A 15,679-nucleotide genomic window follows, 5' to 3' on the forward strand; every position below is an offset into this window, starting at 1 on the left:
TTTCTACCACTAACTACTTAAATATATAAAATAATCAAAGATGGTAATGCCCAAATTTAGGCAAAATTTAGTAAAATCCTTAAAAATTTTAAAGGCAAAATATGTTTAATGGCTTGATTCGTGAGATCGCACAGGTTGTTAGTTATTCACAAAATATTTTAAGGCTAAAGGCAAATTTTCGTCCAAATTTAGGCGATAGCATTGCTGTAAATGGTGCTTGCCTAAGTGTAATAAAACTGCATGAAGATGGCTTTAGTGTGGAGCTAAGTGCAGAGAGTAGGGCAAATATCGCGGTTGAAAATTTAAAAGAAAGAGTGCATATCGAGCCAGCGATGAAGCTTGGAGAGCGCGTGGATGGGCATTTGATGCAAGGACATATCGATTTTATCGGTAAAATTTCAAATATCAAAAAGAATGAGAATGGGGTTGATTTTTATATCGACCTGCCGCGCGAGGCTATGAGCTTGATGTCAAATAAAGGCTCAGTGGGTGTTGAGGGTGTGAGTCTAACTATAAATGAAATTTTGCCAAAGGGTATAAGGCTCACAATCATACCAATCACATTTAGAGATAGTCTTTTTGGCACTTTCAAGGTCGGCAGACGCGTAAATATCGAAAGCGATCTTTTGGCTCGATACGTAGCTAGGCAGCTTTTTTGCAAGCAAGATAGCACCCTTAGCTGGGACGATGTTGAGCGAATTTCTAGCCTTTACTAGGTGGATAAAATGCGTGAAAATTTAGAGATCGTTTTTGATAAAAATGGCGTATTAGCTGGCTTTACAAATAGATTTGGTGGTGTGAGTGAGGGCGCTTATAAGAGCTTAAATTTAGCAGATCATGTTGGCGATGATCCGTTAAATGTCGCACAAAATCGTGAAATTTTAGCAACGGCGCTTGGCATTATGCCTATTAATTTAAAATTTATGAGCCAAATCCACTCAAATCGAGTGGAAATTTTGCAAGATTTTAACGACGATCTACCTCCATGCGATGGTGTGATAACATCACTAAAAGGCGTAGCACTTTGCGTCTTAGTCGCAGACTGCGCACCTGTTTTGATAATAGATGAACATCTTGGTGTAGTCGCAGCTGTGCATGCGGGACGCGCAGGTGTTACTAGTAAAATTTGTACAAATGCGGTAGGACTGATGATGAGCGAGTTTGGCTGCCGCGCTAGTAATTTACGCGTGTTTATAGGCGCAAATATCAAAGTGCAAAACTACGAAGTAGGCAAGCTAGATCTTGGTGAATTTAACCGATACAAAAAAGATGGAAAATTTGATATAAACGCAGCTTTATTAGACGAATTTGCTAAGTTTGGAGTAGAGCAAATATCGCTAGATCCTCGTTGTACTTTTGAGAGAGATGAATTATTCTCATACCGCAAACAGAGTAGGACCGGGCGTTTTTGTGGGTTTGTGATGAATAGAGCCACATCGGTAAATAATAAAAGATAAAAGTAAATCTTTAGCTTCATTACTTGACTGTTAAAATTTGCCAGCTAAATTGTATTGAATGTTTTGATATTTAATTTGATCTAAAAAATGGCTAAATATAATAATTTTTAGCTACAATTTGATATCAAATCTCAAAAATAATAATAAGGGAGACCATGAAAACAGGTAGAATTTTGACCGCCATTATGTTAACTGGAGCCTTTTATATGGTGCAAGCACACATGTTTTGGGTAGATGGAGCTAATGATGAAAAGCTAGGAAAATTTATCGCAAACATGGGTTATAGCGACGATTTTCCAAAGCTAGAGCCTATTATGGCCGAACGCGTCCATCTTTTTGCGCCAATTACTGTAATAAGTAAAGATGGTAGCAAAAAGAAGCTTACACAAAGTGGCGAGAACTACCGCTATGATGGCGAAAGATTAGACAAAGGCACATATATCTTACTAGCACAGCAAAATCCTATGTATTCGCTTAAAAAACGTAGTGATGGTAAGTGGCTAATAGACAAAACTAAGCTTGATCTAAAGGATCTAAGTGATATACAGATTTGCCGGCTGATGACGATAACATCTAAGAGAGTCTTAAATTTAGGTGAAACAGACGACTTCGTAACTAAACCTATTAGAGTTAAAATCGAGATCGTACCGCTACAAAACCCAGCGGAATTTAGAGTAGATAAGCCTTTTAAATTGCAGGTTTTTGCTGATGGAAAGCCGCTAGAGCGAGCTAAGCTAACTGGTACTTTTGCTGGATTTTTAGACCATAAGCACGCGTTTTATGGTGTGACTGATGAGCAAGGCATCACTGAAGTGTTAGCTCTAAGACCAGGATTTTGGGTATTTGAAGTGATTTATGAAAGACCTTATCCAGATGCTGCAAAGTGTGATAAAGAGACGTTAAAAACGACGCTTAGTTTTGAGATAAAAGAATAAAAGTTTGATATAAATTTGAGTCCGAATTTATTATAAATTTTTATAATTGCTTTATAATTTTGAAAGTAGAGAAAGAATGCCTTACGAAAACTTTAAATCAAAAAATCCTCTTGTGCTAAAAATCACTACAAACGCAAGAAAATTTGGCGTAGAAACGCTACAAAACGAGGAGTTTGTAAGCGTTCTTTTAAATGTTAAGAAGCTTGAAATTTCATCCGAACAAAGGCAAGCATTGGCAGAAATTTTTGCTAAATTAATAAAAATCGAAGAAGACTCGCAATTAAGTAAATAAACTTTAGTTTAAATTCATATTACTTTAAGTATAATCCCCCTTTATTTCACACACGACAATCCTAAATTTGGTTGTGCGAAAGCATTAATGGTCGTGGAGGATAAAACTAAATTCAAGGCAAAATGCCTAAAACAAGGAGAAACTCATGGTAACTATGAGAGATTTATTAGAGTGTGGCGTACATTTTGGTCACCAAACACGCCGCTGGAACCCAAAGATGAAAAAATTTATCTTTGGCGAGAGAAAAGGTATCTACATTATAGATCTACAAAAGACTATCCGCTACTTCCGCTACACTTACAACATTGTTCGTGACGCAGCTGCTGAAGGTAAGTCAGTGCTATTTGTAGGCACTAAAAAACAAGCTATCGACGCTATAAAAGAGTACGCTGAAAAATGTGGAATGCCTTATGTAAATCACCGCTGGTTAGGTGGTATGATGACAAACTTTGGTACTATCCGCCAGTCTATCCGCAAACTTGAAGTCATTGAAACTATGGAAGAAGATGGTTCGATAAATTTACTAACTAAAAAAGAGGCTTTGATGCTTCGCCGCAAAAAAGAGAAGCTTATCGCAACTCTTGGCGGTATCCGCAATATGAAAAGCCTACCTGATATGATATTTGTTGTTGATACTGTCAAAGAAAAGATCGCTATTCAGGAAGCAAATCGTTTAAAAATTCCAGTTGTAGCACCTATTGATACAAACTGCGATCCTGATGTTGTTGATTATCCGATCCCAGGAAACGACGACGCGATTCGCTCTGTTCAGCTTTTCTGCCAAGAGATGGCTGAAGCTATCAACGAAGGTAAATCACTTCTTGAGCAAGATGGTGGTGAGCAAGCTGCTGGCGAAGAAGTAAGCCAAGATGAGAAAGACGCAGTTGTAGCTGAGGCTATGAGTGAAGAAGACTTTGGCGAGGACGAAGAGTAATGGAAATAACTGCACAAATGGTAAAAGAGCTCCGCGAATCAACCGGAGCTGGTATGATGGACTGCAAAAAGGCACTTGGCGAAGCAAATGGCGACATGGAAAAAGCTGTTGACATCCTTCGTGAAAAAGGCCTAGGCCAAGCTGCTAAAAAGGCTGACCGCCTTGCAAGCGAAGGCTTGGTAAGTGTTGAAGTTTGCTCAAAATGCAAAAAAGCAACTATTAGCGAGATCAACTCTGAGACTGACTTCGTTGCTAGAAACCCACAGTTTCAAGCACTTGCAAAAGATGCAACAGCTCACATCCAATCAAGCGGCATAAAAACAGTTGAAGAGCTAAATGCGAGCACTTTAAATGGTGTTAAATTTGAAGATTACTTCAAAACTCAGATTGCAACCATCGGAGAAAATCTTGTAGTGCGCCGCTTTGAGACTATTAGCGCTGATGATAAGGGCGTGGTAAATGGCTATGTTCACTCAAATGGTCGTGTTGGTGTACTTATCGGTGCAGCTTGCGAAAGCGCTGAAGTTGCAAACAAAGCAGCTGATTTTATAAGAAATTTATGTATGCATGCAGCCGCTATGAAGCCAAGCGTTATAAGCTACAAAGACCTTGATAAAGAGTTTGTTGAGAAAGAATTTATAGCACTTCGCGCTGAACTTGAAAAAGACAATGAAGAGCTAAAACGCCTAGGCAAGCCACTTCATCACATTCCTGAGTATGCTAGTCGCTGCCAAATAGGCGAGGCAGAGCTTGCAAAAGCTACAAAAGAGATCGAAGAAGAGCTAAAAGCTGAGGGCAAACCTGAGAAAATTTGGGACAAGATCATCCCTGGCAAGATCGAGAGATTTTACGCTGATAACACAGTGCTTGATCAACGCCTTACACTTTTAGGTCAGTTTTATGTAATGGACGATAAAAAGACTATTGAACAAGTTATCGAAGAGAAGAGTAAAGAGCTTGGTGGCAAGATCGAGATCGTGAAATACGTTCGTTTTGAGCTTGGCGAAGGCTTAGAAAAGAAAGTAGATGACTTTGCTGCAGAAGTTGCTGCTCAAATAGGCTAATGGAAATTTTAAGAGCGTCTAATCTAGGCTTTGCGTACGATTATACGCTCTTTAATAATATAAATTTAACTCTCAATCAAAAACAAAGCATCGCGATAACCGGCGTTAGCGGTTGTGGCAAATCAACGCTTTTGCACATACTTTCAACACTTTTGAAACCAAATTTTGGCGAGGTTATCTATCAAGATAGATCGATCTATGGGCTTTCACAAAATGAGCTTTTGGCTATTAGAAGGCTTCATTTTGGCATTATTTTTCAGTCGCACTACCTTTTTAAAGGCTTTAGCACTTACGAAAATATTGAGCTTGCAAGCATCTTATCTGGCGAAAAAATAGAAGAAAAAGAGCTTGAGTTGCTTAAAATTTCAAATGTAATAAATCAAAAAGTTGGTGAGCTAAGCGGTGGTCAGCAGCAACGTGTTAGTATCGCTAGAGTGCTTACCAAAAAGCCAAAGATCATCTTTGCAGACGAGCCAACGGGCAACCTTGATAAGCAAACAGCAAATGAAGTGATGCAAGTTTTGTTTGACTATGTAAATGAAAATAAAGCTGCCCTTGTGCTAGTTACTCATGACAACGATCTAGCCGCAAAATGCGATAGCTCATACAAGCTTGTGAACAAAGAGCTTGTGCAAATTTCTTAAATTTTAAAAACTAAAATTTACTATTTTATCTTTTAGTATATTTGTAAATTTAATCAATTTATAGTATAAATTTTTATTAAAAAGCTTTATGCAAGAAGTAGAAACAAGCAAACTTAAATCGCTTGTCTAATGAATAGAAAATTTAGACTTATCCAGTCATACCACCAGCTGTTTTTTTGAGCATCTTTATCGACTTTTTATTTTAAAAATTTCTCTTCCTCTTTTGTAGGTTTATATTCATCTTTGAAGAATTTTTCTTATCGTTGATCTTTTGCTCTAGTATATTCTTCTCATAAAATTTATATGTTGGCTTCAGTACTCAAGATAATTTCTAAAGCTAGCGCTATGTCCTGCTTCATAGTGGCAACTTACAAATTTTAGTTTTTTGTCACTGCCAAGAATTTTTTTATAGTGAGTATACATCTTTTGAGCTCGTGCTGATATTTTATTGCTACCTATCGTATTTGCATGGCAGCTAGTGTAACCATTTTTAAATACGAAATACTCGCAGTTTTTGAGATTCTTATGCCAATCAATCACATCATGATCACCAAAGAAATGTTCCCAGTCCTCTAAAATACCATTTTGCCTTCGTTAGAGTATATTTTGCGATCTTGTCATACGGTATGTGATGTTTTACCTTTACCACTATGAATATCATCATTGTAAGCAATTACCATAGGATCCATCTCATGGCAAACTACACAGAATTTATCTTCACTTGTTTCTTTAAGTGCATAATGAACTGGTAAAACAACTATAAATCCAAAATTTTACTTATAAAGATTGTAAGTGATAATAATTTCTTTGAAATTTTTATGGTCCTTATCCATTGTTAAATTTCATACTCGTGGCACTCATCACAGTATAAAGTTGGATCATTTGTGAACTGAGTTGTGAGGATTTGCTTTTAGAGTATCCATAAATTTTAGTCCATCAGCTAAGAGCTTTTTACTCTTATGACAGGATAAGAAGCCATTATCACCGATCTCTTTAAATTTGCTAGGATTATCGCCTTGATTTTGATGGTAATTAATTGCAATCAAAGCTTAAATGTTCGTGATGAGGCTTTAGATTATGCCTAGCTCTTAGCTAGTCAGAAACTACTATTTTTGTAATATTTAGATCGCTCTTTGGTATGTCAGTACCAATCTATTAAGATAAATTAATATAAAAAGTGTGCCAGTGACTACCAATGCATTATTCTAAAAGAATTTATAAATGAATAGTCGGACTTTATAATTAGAGAAATTTTTGCACTTTATGATAAGAGAGAAGGACTTTAAATTTCTTCTTTGATTTTTTTGTAAAGTTCTAAAATCTCATCTTTTTTAATAATAAAACTATTTTTATTTGCTATTAGATAAGCTGAGCTTTGCATGATAACACCAGCGATCTTTAGCCCATTTTGTTTCATGGTTGAGCCAGTCTCGACTACATCAACTATCGCATCGCTTAAGCCAACTAATGGTGCAAGTTCGATCGAGCCATAAAGCTTGATGATCTTTACAGCTATGGCTTGTTTCGTAAAATAATTTCTTGTTATATTTGGCATTTTTGTGGCTATTTTTAGCTCTGGCTGGTTTAGGTCTAGTTCAGAGTCGTTTTTTATGCCAACGCAAACTTTGCATTGGCCGATTTTTAAATCCAGTAGTCTTACAACGTTTGGCTTATGCTCTTCAAGTACGTCAAGCCCCACTACACCAATATCAGCTGCACCTTCAGTGACATAAGTTGGGATATCTTGGTTGCGAACCATTAAAAATCTAAAATTTCCTTCTTCAAGGATTAATTTTCTATCTTCAAATAAAAAACTTGAACCAAAAATTTTTCTAAAAATTTCTAGTGTTGCCTCGGCTATTCTTCCCTTTGGTAGTGCTACTGTTATCATATTATCATATCTTTCTTTTCAGTTATTAGCTTTTGCATGGCACGAAAAACTAGCATCTTGTCGCAAATAGCATTTTTAAAAAATTTTGACAAAAAATCGCCATCTCCACCAGTAAAATAGACTTTTTTATCACCGGCTAGCTTATCTAGTAGAGTTATTATCGGTTTAATAATGCCATAACTCACGGCATCAGCTGTTTTTTGTGGTAGTGCATCTATGTCAATTTGTGAATTTATAGTAATATCAAGTCGTGGCGAGATACTTTTGTAGGCGTTTAGCATACTTGAAATGCCTGGCAAGATATATCCTCCAAGATGGATAGAATTTGCCATAATGTCAACTGTTATGGCGCTTCCAGCATCAACGACTACGCCATTATTTATAGAGTAACATGCTGCGATTCTATCTACTCCTAGACCCTGATATATCGTATCAATAGTAAAAAATGGTTCTAGATCCACAAACATCTTATTATCTTTTAAAATATTTAAAATTTCATCATTTACGGATATAAAATATACTTTTTTTTCTGGCTTATAGCTTTTAAACTCAGAAATTTTCATACGTGAGATTTTGCCATCTTCTAAAAATGTAGCGTTAGTATTGCCTATATTACACAAAATCATAACATCGCCAATTATTATCTTGTAGTTCTTTTAAGGCTTTAGAACAAATTTCTGAGTTATAAAATATAGTTTTTTTTCTTAGGCTTGTTTGGAATTTCATCTCTATTTTTTTAGAAATTTCTTCAAGCTCCAAAGCCTCTTTGCGTAGTAATCTACTTTTTGCTGTTCTTAAAAAGACAAGATTGTAAAAGCTCTTATTGTCCACTCCCCAAAAGATATCAAGCGTCTTTTTTGTGCTAAATTCACTTGTATTAAGTGCTTTGATATCTCTTAAAAGGATTTTTTTGGCTTCAAAAAGCTCCCAAATTTTTTGGTTCATTGCCCTAAATTAACAAGTTCATTATCATAATAAAAGGCACCATTGCCCATAAAGCTTTTATCTTTTATCTCATCGCTAAATTCATAAATTTCAGCTCCACTGAGGTCTAAATTTGTTTTTATAACGTAGCCTGTTTTTTCGATTACGTAGAGCTTATTATTGATAATAGTGGCTGCTGAGAAGATGGCAAATTTGAAATTTACTTTATTTTGCTCTTTTAGCATAAGATTTGTTCTTACGATCGTACCATCTTTTTTAAAGATATAAATTTCATCGTTATTAACTAGTGCATCTTTGATCTCACCGTCATAATAAACCGTTTGACTTGGGTTAATGACGATTAGTTTTTTTGCTGTTGCTGCTATTAAGTTATCACCCTCAACGCCTAAGAATATGATGTTATTAAAGAAATTTTCAGAACTTACGACCATGTCACGTAAAATTCTACCAGTCTCTTTTTGTACTATATAAATTTTGCCATCTAATGCCGGATAAACGATAAGCGAGCTCATAAAAAATGGTGCTACGACCCTTGAATCAACTGCTGCTATATTAGACGAGCTATATTCCATTATTGTTGTTGCGGTATTTATGTCTATTAGATAGATGTGGTTTGTCGCGCTGATAGCTGCTAATAGGTTTTGATCAAGAGAAGCAGCAACAATTGCTGTTGGAAATTTATTGCTATAAATGCTGCGTCCATTAGGATCTGTCACATTTAGATCGCCATTTATACTAGCTGAGATGATAAAGCCGTTGTTTTCATTTAAGAAATTAAAATTTTCAGGCAACTTAATGTTTGTATTTAGGCCGTTTTTGGTGATAATATTGCCGTTATCAAGAGTGGCACCATTTGCATTTGCTGATTTGATATAAGATGGCATATCTTTTGACAAAGAAATTTTGCCAGAGGTTTGAGCTGGCTCGAAATATTGTCTTTTTGTGCCACATCCGCTTAAAACTAAAGCCAAGGCAAAAGCCAAGAAAAGAGTAATTTTTTTCATTATTTTATTCCCTGATAGTGTTTTAAATTTTTAACTAAAGTTTGAAGTTGAGAGTCGAGTGAAATTTTATCAAACTCATCATCTGCTTCTTTGATTTTGTTTTGTTTTAAAAGCTCAAAACCTTTTAAAAGTGTGCTATATTCGCTTAAAATTTGAGTGTTTGCATTACCATTTTGTGAAAGAATGATATCTTTTACTATAGGATTTACTTTTAAATTTGCAAGCTCGCTAATGCCATTTGTCTCATTTTTATCAAGCTTTTGCTGAAGTGAAAAAAGTGCATATAAATTTGGTTCTTTTTCTTTTAAAATGCTTAAGGCGTTTGCATCGTTCGGATTTAAAATGAGCTTTGAGTAAGCCAAATTCGCATCTTCAATTCTATTATCATTTATTATTTTGTTCGAATAAAATCCAATAATTGCAATGACGGCAACAATAATGGCAATTATCATAAATTTTTTATACTTTCTAAAGAAACGCTCACCTTTGATCATGCTTTCTAAAAACTGTTCTTGAGCACCAATCTCTTGTTTTATCTGTGTTAGATCTTCTTTTATAGCCAACGCTTTTCCTTTATTTTTAAAAAATTTTAATTCGCAGATTTTAACATAATTAAATTAAAACTATCCCAAAATTAAAGCTTGAATGTGATATAATGGCTCAAAATTAATTAATAAGGTTACTTATATAATGCAAATAGATGATACTCTTTTAAATAAATTAGAAAAACTTTCTGCCTTACAAATCAGTGATGAAAAAAGAGAAGAAGTAAAAAAACAACTAAGCGAGATTGTATCTTTTGTTGATATTTTAAACGAACTTGATCTAAGTAGCGATGAAGCTGTAGTTAGCTCTATAAAAGGTGGCACACCTTTAAGAGAAGATGAGCCAAGACCAAGTGATGTGATTGATACGATCTTAAAATACGCTCCTTCACGTGAAGGGCATTTTTTTGCTGTACCAAAAATAATAGAATAATGGTAAAAATATGGATCTAATCGAACAGCTTCAGGCGAAGAATTTAAGTGTAAAAATACCAGAAGATAATAACCTTAATAATCCTACTGGTGATATAAAAACACTTTTAAAAACTGTTGTAAGTGATAAGGCAAGCGATCTTCACCTTGTTTCAAGATCTGAGCCGCAAATAAGAGTAGACGGTGCTTTAAAGCCCATTGATTTTGGTGTATTAAGTGGCAAGGATATAGAGAATTTATGTTTTGCTTTGATTACTGATGAACAAAAAAGTGAACTTGAGAATAATAAAGAGCTTGACTTTGCGATCGAGCTTCCAGATATTGGTCGCTTTCGTGGTAACTATTACTATACCATGAATGGTGATTTAGCTGCTGCTTTTCGTATAATCCCAATCAATATCCCATCTCTTGATGAGTTAAATGCCCCACAAATTTTTAAACACATTATTAAGCGTAAAAAAGGTCTTATTTTGGTTACTGGACCGACAGGAAGTGGTAAATCAACAACTCTTGCAGCCATGCTTAATGAGATAAATTTGAATTATAGAAAACATATTATTACAATTGAGGATCCAGTCGAGTTTGTGCATAATAATAAAAAAGCTCTATTTTCTCATAGAAATATCGGTACTGACGCAACTTCTTACTCAAGGGCTCTAAAATCTGCGGTTCGTGAAGATCCAGATATCATACTTGTGGGCGAGATGAGAGATAGAGAAACGATTTCAACGGCTATTACGGCGGCTGAGACTGGACACTTAGTCTTTGGTACGCTTCACACAAATTCAGCCATTCAAACTATAAATAGGATCGTTGATAGTTTCGATGGAAGCGAGCAATTACAAGTAAGAAATATGCTTAGTGTTTCGCTAACTGCTGTCGTTTCACAAAGTCTAATCCCAAAGATAGGCGGTGGAAGGTGCGCGGTGCATGAAATTTTAATAAACAATATGGCTATCTCAAACTTGATACGTGAAAACAAAATACATCAAATTTACTCTCAGATGCAGCTAAATCAACAACAAACTGGCATGAGTACACAAACTCAGGCTTTGATGAAAGTACTAAAAGAGGGTAAGATTACAAAAGAAAATGCGCTAGCTTATTCAACTAGTCAGCAAGAACTTCAAAATTTAATAGGAACTATATAATGGATTTAGTAACGTGGTTTGATATTATTATTATTGCTCTTGTCTTGATGCTTGGCATAAAAGGCATATTAAATGGACTTATCAAAGAAGCTTTCGGACTTATCGGACTTATCGGCGGCTTAATTATAGCTAGTAGATTTTCAGATCTATCTGGTGAGTTTATAACTAAAAATATATATAAATTTGAAAATCCTTCATTTTTACAGTTTGTTGCATTTATCTCTCTTTGGTTAGTTTTTTGGATAGTTTGCTTGCTAGTTGGTAAATTTTTATCAAAAATAGTTTCAGTAAGCGGACTTGGTTTTTTGGATAGACTTGGTGGATTTGTTATGGGAAGTGGAAAAATTTTCTTAACATTTTCGGCAGTAGTTGCTGTAATATCTGGTACTTCGCTAAATAATATAATTGCACCTTATTTCGCGAATAGTAAAGTCTATCCGGTTTTGATAGAAACTGGCAAATGGATAACAAATCTTGATGTGAAAAATATCAAAAGTGAGTTAGATGAGATAGTGGCAAGACCAATGGATACAAATAAAACTGACGCATTTATCTCAACGGATGCAAATGCTAGTGTAAATACTGACTCTAATATCACAAAAGGGGAATAAGATGATAGAAAATTTAGAATATGATGCGTTGCTTGAGAAATTCAAAAGAGTGCTTCGCGACAATGGTTTAAAATACACGAAACAGCGTGAAATTTTACTAAAAACGCTATACAACAATGGTGAACACTTTACTCCAGAAAAACTTTATCTTTTTATAAAAGAAACGCACCCTGAGCTAAATATTGGTATCGCAACTGTTTATAGAACACTAAATCTACTTGAAGAATCAGAGATGGTGACATCAATCAGCTTTGGTTCACAAGGCAAAAAATTTGAGCTTGCCACAAAGCCACATCACGACCATATGATATGCAGAAAGTGCGGCCTTATCATAGAATTTGAAGATCCAATGATAGAAAAAAGACAAATCAGTATCGCAAAAGATCATGGTTTTAAACTAACTGGTCACATGATGCAGCTTTATGGAATTTGTGAAAAATGCTCAAAAAATAATATAAAGGGAAAGTAAGGTGATATTTGACAACCAACATGAGATTCAACGACTACAAAGCATAGACGAGCTAAGAAATTTAGGCATTAATCCATATCCGCATTTTCTTAGAAGAGATATGAATATCTCTAAATTTAGACTAAAATTTAACTACATTAATGATACAGAAGAGAAAAAGGCCGAAGGTCAGCTAGTGGGTCTTGCAGGTAGAATAAAACTAATTCGTGATGCTGGAAAAGCGGTCTTTGCAAATATCGAAGATGAAGATGGAAATTTACAAATTTACTTTAGTAATAAAACGCTTGATCCAGAGTGGTTTAAAATCGTTAAAAAATACGTAGAGATAGGCGATATCGTCTATGTCAGAGGTTATGCATTTATAACAAGAACTGGCGAATTTTCTATGCATGTAAGCGAGCTTAGCCTTGCTTCAAAGTCGATAAGCCCACTTCCTGAGAAGTATCATGGTTTAGTTGATGTTGAGACAAGATATCGCCAAAGATATCTTGATATGATAATGAACCCTGAAGTTAGGGCAGATTTTAAAAGACGCTCAGTGATTATTAGTACGATTAGAAGATTTTTTGAAGAAAAAGGCTTTTTAGAAGTTGAAACACCAATGCTACACCCAATAGCAGGTGGTGCAAACGCCAAGCCATTTATCACTTTTCATAATGCTCTTGGAGTCGAGAGATATCTAAGGATCGCACCTGAGCTATACCTCAAACGCCTTATAGTAGGTGGCTTTGAGGCTGTTTATGAGATGAATAGAAATTTTAGAAACGAAGGAATGGATCTTACTCACAACCCTGAGTTTACAAGTATAGAGTTTTACTGGGCATACCACAACTACCACGATTTAATGGGTATCACAGAGGATCTTTTTAATGTCATTTTGGACAAGCTGGATATGGAAAAAGTTATAAATTTTGACGGCATGGAGATTGATTTTAGTAAGCCATTTAAGCGAATAAGCTACAAAAAAGCTCTCGTTGAGATCGGCGGACTAGATGATAATATCATAAACGATAAAGATAAAATTTTAGCAAAACTAAGAGCTGATGGCCTTGAAGCAAATGAGAAGCTTGATCTTGGTCACTTGCAGGCTGAGTTATTTGATAACTACGTAGAGAGTAAGCTTATACACCCAACATTTGTTATTGATTATCCGATTTCGATCAGCCCACTTTCAAGAAGAAGTGACGCGAACCCTGATGTGGCTGAGAGATTTGAGCTATTTATCGCTGGTCGCGAGCTAGCAAATGGCTTTAACGAGCTAAACGATCCAATCGATCAATACAACCGCTTTAAAGCGCAAATCGATGCTAAAAATGCAGGCGATGACGAGGCGCATGAGATGGATGAGGACTATGTAAAAGCCCTAGGATACGGCATGCCACCAGTTGCAGGTGAGGGTATAGGCATCGATAGGCTTGTTATGCTTTTAACGGATAAAAAATCAATTCGCGACGTTGTGCTCTTCCCAGCGATGAGGCCACTTAAAAATGAGATAAAGGAGAATGAAAAATGAGTTTGCAAAGCTATGATAAGGACATTTACGATCTAGTAAATTTAGAGTTAAAACGCCAGTGCGACCACCTTGAGATGATCGCTAGTGAAAATTTTACATATCCAGAAGTTATGGAAGTAATGGGCTCAATCCTAACAAACAAATATGCTGAAGGCTATCCTGGCAAGAGATATTATGGTGGCTGCGAATTTGTCGATGAGATCGAGCAAATAGCGATTGATAGATGTAAAGAGCTTTTTGGATGTGAATTTGCAAACGTTCAACCAAACTCAGGCTCTCAGGCAAATCAAGGTGTTTACGGCGCTTTACTTAATCCAGGCGATAAAATTTTAGGAATGGATCTAAGCCATGGTGGACACTTAACACACGGCGCGAAAGTCAGCAGCTCTGGCAAGATGTATGAGAGCTTTTTCTATGGCGTCGAGCTTGATGGCCGCATAAACTACGATAGAGTCATGGATATAGCAAAGATAGTAAAACCAAAAATGATCGTTTGTGGCGCAAGTGCATACACAAGAGAGATCGAGTTTAAAAAATTTCGTGAGATAGCTGATGCTGTTGGGGCGATACTTTTTGCAGATGTTGCTCATATTGCTGGTCTTGTTGTTGCTGGTGAGCATCAAAGTCCTTTCCCATACTGTGATGTCGTAAGTTCAACTACGCATAAAACATTAAGAGGCCCAAGAGGCGGTATCATTATGACAAACAACGAAGAGTATGCTAAGAAGATAAATGCCTCTATTTTTCCAGGCATTCAGGGCGGACCACTAGTTCATGTCATCGCAGCAAAGGCAGTTGGCTTTAAGCACAACCTTAGCCCTGAGTGGAAAATTTATGCCAAACAAGTAAAAGCAAATGCTAAAAAATTAGGTGAAGTATTAATAAAAAGAGGCTTTGATCTAGTGAGCGGCGGTACCGATAACCACCTAATATTAATGAGCTTTTTAAATAGAGATTTTAGCGGTAAAGACGCTGATATCGCTCTTGGAAATGCAGGCATAACAGTAAATAAAAATACGGTTCCAGGTGAGACAAGAAGTCCATTTATCACAAGTGGTATACGTGTTGGTAGTCCTGCGCTTACGGCTCGTGGCATGAAAGAAGCTGAGTTTGAACTAATAGCAAACAAAATAGCTGACGTATTAAGCGACATAAACAACACATCTTTGCAAGAGAAGACAAAAGCTGAGCTAGTTGAACTTGCTCATAAATTTATAATCTATGATAAAGCGACATTTTGATGCAAAGTATTGATACGGCACTTATAAAGATTATTACAACTCACTACTATATCAAGCGTGATACGATCGTTAATAAAATAGAATATAGAGGCAAAATTTTCTTTGATAAATTTGAAAAGATCAACGAGCCACTGACCTATAATATTATGAAAGAGCATGAAGAGGGTAAGGCTGTTATCGCGCACTCTTTAATAAATGCATACGATAAAGTTGAAAATATAGTCTTTGACTATAACGGCAGAACCCCTGATAGATTTTGGCATAAAGCACAGCTTCTTTTAAGAGAAGAGGGCTTTATAAATTTTACAGCCTACGAGAGCAAGACGCCAGGGCATCTGCATCTTTATGTGCATAAAGGTCACACTACGCTAAATGAGGCTTGCCAGCTAGCAAACATGCTCAACGCAAAGCTTTCACAGAAGCTACCTAAAGAGTGGAGGATGTTTCCAAATATCGATATGCCAAAAGAATTTAATATACTAACTTTACCTTATAAACTCTATCAAAAAGAGCGCGGGGCAAGTTGGTCAAAATATATGTAATTAAGGATA

At 35.9% G+C, this 15,679-nt stretch carries 21 protein-coding genes and 1 pseudogene; 14 read left to right on the forward strand and 8 right to left on the reverse strand.

Annotation, left to right across the window (positions count from 1 at the left end; genetic code table 11):
* Positions 1 to 101 precede the first annotated feature (101 nt).
* From ribE to F3H00_RS05875, 7 genes are all read left to right on the forward strand, one after another.
* Positions 102 to 716: a riboflavin synthase gene (gene ribE, locus F3H00_RS05845; RefSeq protein WP_148799094.1), complete on the forward strand. Its 615-nt coding sequence runs from the start codon at positions 102 to 104 to the stop codon at positions 714 to 716.
* 9 nt (positions 717 to 725) lie between these two features.
* On the forward strand, positions 726 to 1,457 hold the full coding sequence (gene pgeF / locus F3H00_RS05850) for a peptidoglycan editing factor PgeF (protein WP_148799096.1): 732 nt from the start codon (positions 726 to 728) through the stop codon (positions 1,455 to 1,457).
* Positions 1,458 to 1,612: 155 nt separating this feature from the next.
* The gene (locus F3H00_RS05855) at positions 1,613 to 2,392 is read left to right on the forward strand and encodes a DUF4198 domain-containing protein (protein ID WP_148799098.1); all 780 of its coding nucleotides are present in this window, start codon (positions 1,613 to 1,615) and stop codon (positions 2,390 to 2,392) included.
* A 76-nt stretch (positions 2,393 to 2,468) separates the two neighbouring features.
* Positions 2,469 to 2,684, forward strand: coding sequence for an acetyltransferase (locus F3H00_RS05860; protein ID WP_148799100.1), 216 nt, complete (start codon positions 2,469 to 2,471; stop codon positions 2,682 to 2,684).
* Positions 2,685 to 2,829: 145 nt separating this feature from the next.
* On the forward strand, positions 2,830 to 3,618 hold the full coding sequence (gene rpsB, locus F3H00_RS05865; RefSeq protein ID WP_149703768.1) for a 30S ribosomal protein S2: 789 nt from the start codon (positions 2,830 to 2,832) through the stop codon (positions 3,616 to 3,618).
* Complete coding sequence (gene tsf, locus F3H00_RS05870; RefSeq protein WP_107686786.1) at positions 3,618 to 4,682, forward strand: translation elongation factor Ts; 1,065 nt, start codon at positions 3,618 to 3,620, stop codon at positions 4,680 to 4,682. Before rpsB ends, tsf begins: the two co-directional genes overlap by 1 nt.
* Complete coding sequence (locus tag F3H00_RS05875) at positions 4,682 to 5,326, forward strand: ABC transporter ATP-binding protein (protein WP_148799102.1); 645 nt, start codon at positions 4,682 to 4,684, stop codon at positions 5,324 to 5,326. The genes tsf and F3H00_RS05875 overlap by 1 nt, the downstream gene beginning before the upstream one ends.
* Positions 5,327 to 5,638: 312 nt before the next feature.
* Here F3H00_RS05875 and F3H00_RS10535 read toward each other — a convergent pair whose 3' ends face one another.
* The 8 genes and pseudogenes from F3H00_RS10535 to F3H00_RS05910 form a co-directional block, all read right to left on the reverse strand.
* A complete protein-coding gene (locus F3H00_RS10535; RefSeq protein ID WP_223155246.1) occupies positions 5,639 to 5,866 on the reverse strand; it encodes a hypothetical protein in 228 nt (75 codons plus the stop codon).
* 77 nt (positions 5,867 to 5,943) lie between these two features.
* Complete coding sequence (locus F3H00_RS10770; protein ID WP_223155253.1) at positions 5,944 to 6,087, reverse strand: NapC/NirT family cytochrome c; 144 nt, start codon at positions 6,085 to 6,087, stop codon at positions 5,944 to 5,946.
* An 89-nt stretch (positions 6,088 to 6,176) separates the two neighbouring features.
* A pseudogene (locus tag F3H00_RS10775) lies at positions 6,177 to 6,478 on the reverse strand (cytochrome c3 family protein); the annotation flags it as partial.
* Positions 6,479 to 6,608: 130 nt separating this feature from the next.
* On the reverse strand, positions 6,609 to 7,217 hold the full coding sequence (gene hisG, locus F3H00_RS05890) for an ATP phosphoribosyltransferase (RefSeq protein ID WP_148799104.1): 609 nt from the start codon (positions 7,215 to 7,217) through the stop codon (positions 6,609 to 6,611).
* Complete coding sequence (locus F3H00_RS05895; RefSeq protein WP_148799106.1) at positions 7,214 to 7,843, reverse strand: type III pantothenate kinase; 630 nt, start codon at positions 7,841 to 7,843, stop codon at positions 7,214 to 7,216. Before F3H00_RS05895 ends, hisG begins: the two co-directional genes overlap by 4 nt.
* Positions 7,830 to 8,162 (reverse strand): hypothetical protein, encoded by a 333-nt coding sequence (locus F3H00_RS05900; RefSeq protein WP_148799108.1) that lies wholly within the window; start codon positions 8,160 to 8,162, stop codon positions 7,830 to 7,832. Before F3H00_RS05900 ends, F3H00_RS05895 begins: the two co-directional genes overlap by 14 nt.
* The gene (locus F3H00_RS05905; protein ID WP_148799110.1) at positions 8,159 to 9,166 is read right to left on the reverse strand and encodes an L-seryl-tRNA selenium transferase; all 1,008 of its coding nucleotides are present in this window, start codon (positions 9,164 to 9,166) and stop codon (positions 8,159 to 8,161) included. Before F3H00_RS05905 ends, F3H00_RS05900 begins: the two co-directional genes overlap by 4 nt.
* The gene (locus tag F3H00_RS05910) at positions 9,166 to 9,729 is read right to left on the reverse strand and encodes a hypothetical protein (RefSeq protein ID WP_148799112.1); all 564 of its coding nucleotides are present in this window, start codon (positions 9,727 to 9,729) and stop codon (positions 9,166 to 9,168) included. Before F3H00_RS05910 ends, F3H00_RS05905 begins: the two co-directional genes overlap by 1 nt.
* Positions 9,730 to 9,856: 127 nt before the next feature.
* Here F3H00_RS05910 and gatC point away from each other — a divergent pair, with 127 nt between their 5' ends.
* From gatC to F3H00_RS05945, 7 genes are read left to right on the forward strand one after another with little or no spacing between them, the layout of a single operon-like run.
* Positions 9,857 to 10,144 (forward strand): Asp-tRNA(Asn)/Glu-tRNA(Gln) amidotransferase subunit GatC, encoded by a 288-nt coding sequence (gene gatC / locus F3H00_RS05915; protein ID WP_072594515.1) that lies wholly within the window; start codon positions 9,857 to 9,859, stop codon positions 10,142 to 10,144.
* Positions 10,145 to 10,154: 10 nt separating this feature from the next.
* Positions 10,155 to 11,294 (forward strand): type IV pilus twitching motility protein PilT, encoded by a 1,140-nt coding sequence (locus F3H00_RS05920; RefSeq protein ID WP_149703769.1) that lies wholly within the window; start codon positions 10,155 to 10,157, stop codon positions 11,292 to 11,294.
* Entirely contained in the window at positions 11,294 to 11,905 is a 612-nt protein-coding gene (locus F3H00_RS05925; protein WP_087580342.1) for a CvpA family protein, read from the forward strand. The genes F3H00_RS05920 and F3H00_RS05925 overlap by 1 nt, the downstream gene beginning before the upstream one ends.
* Before the next feature lies 1 nt (position 11,906).
* Entirely contained in the window at positions 11,907 to 12,374 is a 468-nt protein-coding gene (locus F3H00_RS05930; protein ID WP_087577804.1) for a Fur family transcriptional regulator, read from the forward strand.
* Positions 12,375 to 12,378: 4 nt separating this feature from the next.
* A complete protein-coding gene (gene lysS / locus F3H00_RS05935) occupies positions 12,379 to 13,887 on the forward strand; it encodes a lysine--tRNA ligase (protein WP_223155254.1) in 1,509 nt (502 codons plus the stop codon).
* A complete protein-coding gene (locus tag F3H00_RS05940; RefSeq protein WP_084041231.1) occupies positions 13,884 to 15,128 on the forward strand; it encodes a serine hydroxymethyltransferase in 1,245 nt (414 codons plus the stop codon). Before lysS ends, F3H00_RS05940 begins: the two co-directional genes overlap by 4 nt.
* Positions 15,128 to 15,670 (forward strand): DUF1882 domain-containing protein, encoded by a 543-nt coding sequence (locus F3H00_RS05945; RefSeq protein WP_084041248.1) that lies wholly within the window; start codon positions 15,128 to 15,130, stop codon positions 15,668 to 15,670. Before F3H00_RS05940 ends, F3H00_RS05945 begins: the two co-directional genes overlap by 1 nt.
* Positions 15,671 to 15,679: the final 9 nt, after the last annotated feature.

Source organism: Campylobacter concisus (assembly GCF_902460845.1).
Classification (GTDB): Bacteria; Campylobacterota; Campylobacteria; order Campylobacterales; family Campylobacteraceae; genus Campylobacter_A; species Campylobacter_A concisus_X.

Coding starts and splice junctions, on each gene's coding strand:
- ribE (WP_148799094.1), top strand. CDS start 102: ATGTTTAATGGCTTGATTCGTGAGATCGCACAGGTTGTTAGTTATTCA.
- pgeF (WP_148799096.1), top strand. CDS start 726: ATGCGTGAAAATTTAGAGATCGTTTTTGATAAAAATGGCGTATTAGCT.
- F3H00_RS05855 (WP_148799098.1), top strand. CDS start 1,613: ATGAAAACAGGTAGAATTTTGACCGCCATTATGTTAACTGGAGCCTTT.
- F3H00_RS05860 (WP_148799100.1), top strand. CDS start 2,469: ATGCCTTACGAAAACTTTAAATCAAAAAATCCTCTTGTGCTAAAAATC.
- rpsB (WP_149703768.1), top strand. CDS start 2,830: ATGGTAACTATGAGAGATTTATTAGAGTGTGGCGTACATTTTGGTCAC.
- tsf (WP_107686786.1), top strand. CDS start 3,618: ATGGAAATAACTGCACAAATGGTAAAAGAGCTCCGCGAATCAACCGGA.
- F3H00_RS05875 (WP_148799102.1), top strand. CDS start 4,682: ATGGAAATTTTAAGAGCGTCTAATCTAGGCTTTGCGTACGATTATACG.
- hisG (WP_148799104.1), bottom strand. CDS start 7,217: ATGATAACAGTAGCACTACCAAAGGGAAGAATAGCCGAGGCAACACTA.
- F3H00_RS05895 (WP_148799106.1), bottom strand. CDS start 7,843: ATGATTTTGTGTAATATAGGCAATACTAACGCTACATTTTTAGAAGAT.
- F3H00_RS05900 (WP_148799108.1), bottom strand. CDS start 8,162: ATGAACCAAAAAATTTGGGAGCTTTTTGAAGCCAAAAAAATCCTTTTA.
- F3H00_RS05905 (WP_148799110.1), bottom strand. CDS start 9,166: ATGAAAAAAATTACTCTTTTCTTGGCTTTTGCCTTGGCTTTAGTTTTA.
- gatC (WP_072594515.1), top strand. CDS start 9,857: ATGCAAATAGATGATACTCTTTTAAATAAATTAGAAAAACTTTCTGCC.
- F3H00_RS05920 (WP_149703769.1), top strand. CDS start 10,155: ATGGATCTAATCGAACAGCTTCAGGCGAAGAATTTAAGTGTAAAAATA.
- F3H00_RS05925 (WP_087580342.1), top strand. CDS start 11,294: ATGGATTTAGTAACGTGGTTTGATATTATTATTATTGCTCTTGTCTTG.
- F3H00_RS05930 (WP_087577804.1), top strand. CDS start 11,907: ATGATAGAAAATTTAGAATATGATGCGTTGCTTGAGAAATTCAAAAGA.
- F3H00_RS05940 (WP_084041231.1), top strand. CDS start 13,884: ATGAGTTTGCAAAGCTATGATAAGGACATTTACGATCTAGTAAATTTA.
- F3H00_RS05945 (WP_084041248.1), top strand. CDS start 15,128: ATGCAAAGTATTGATACGGCACTTATAAAGATTATTACAACTCACTAC.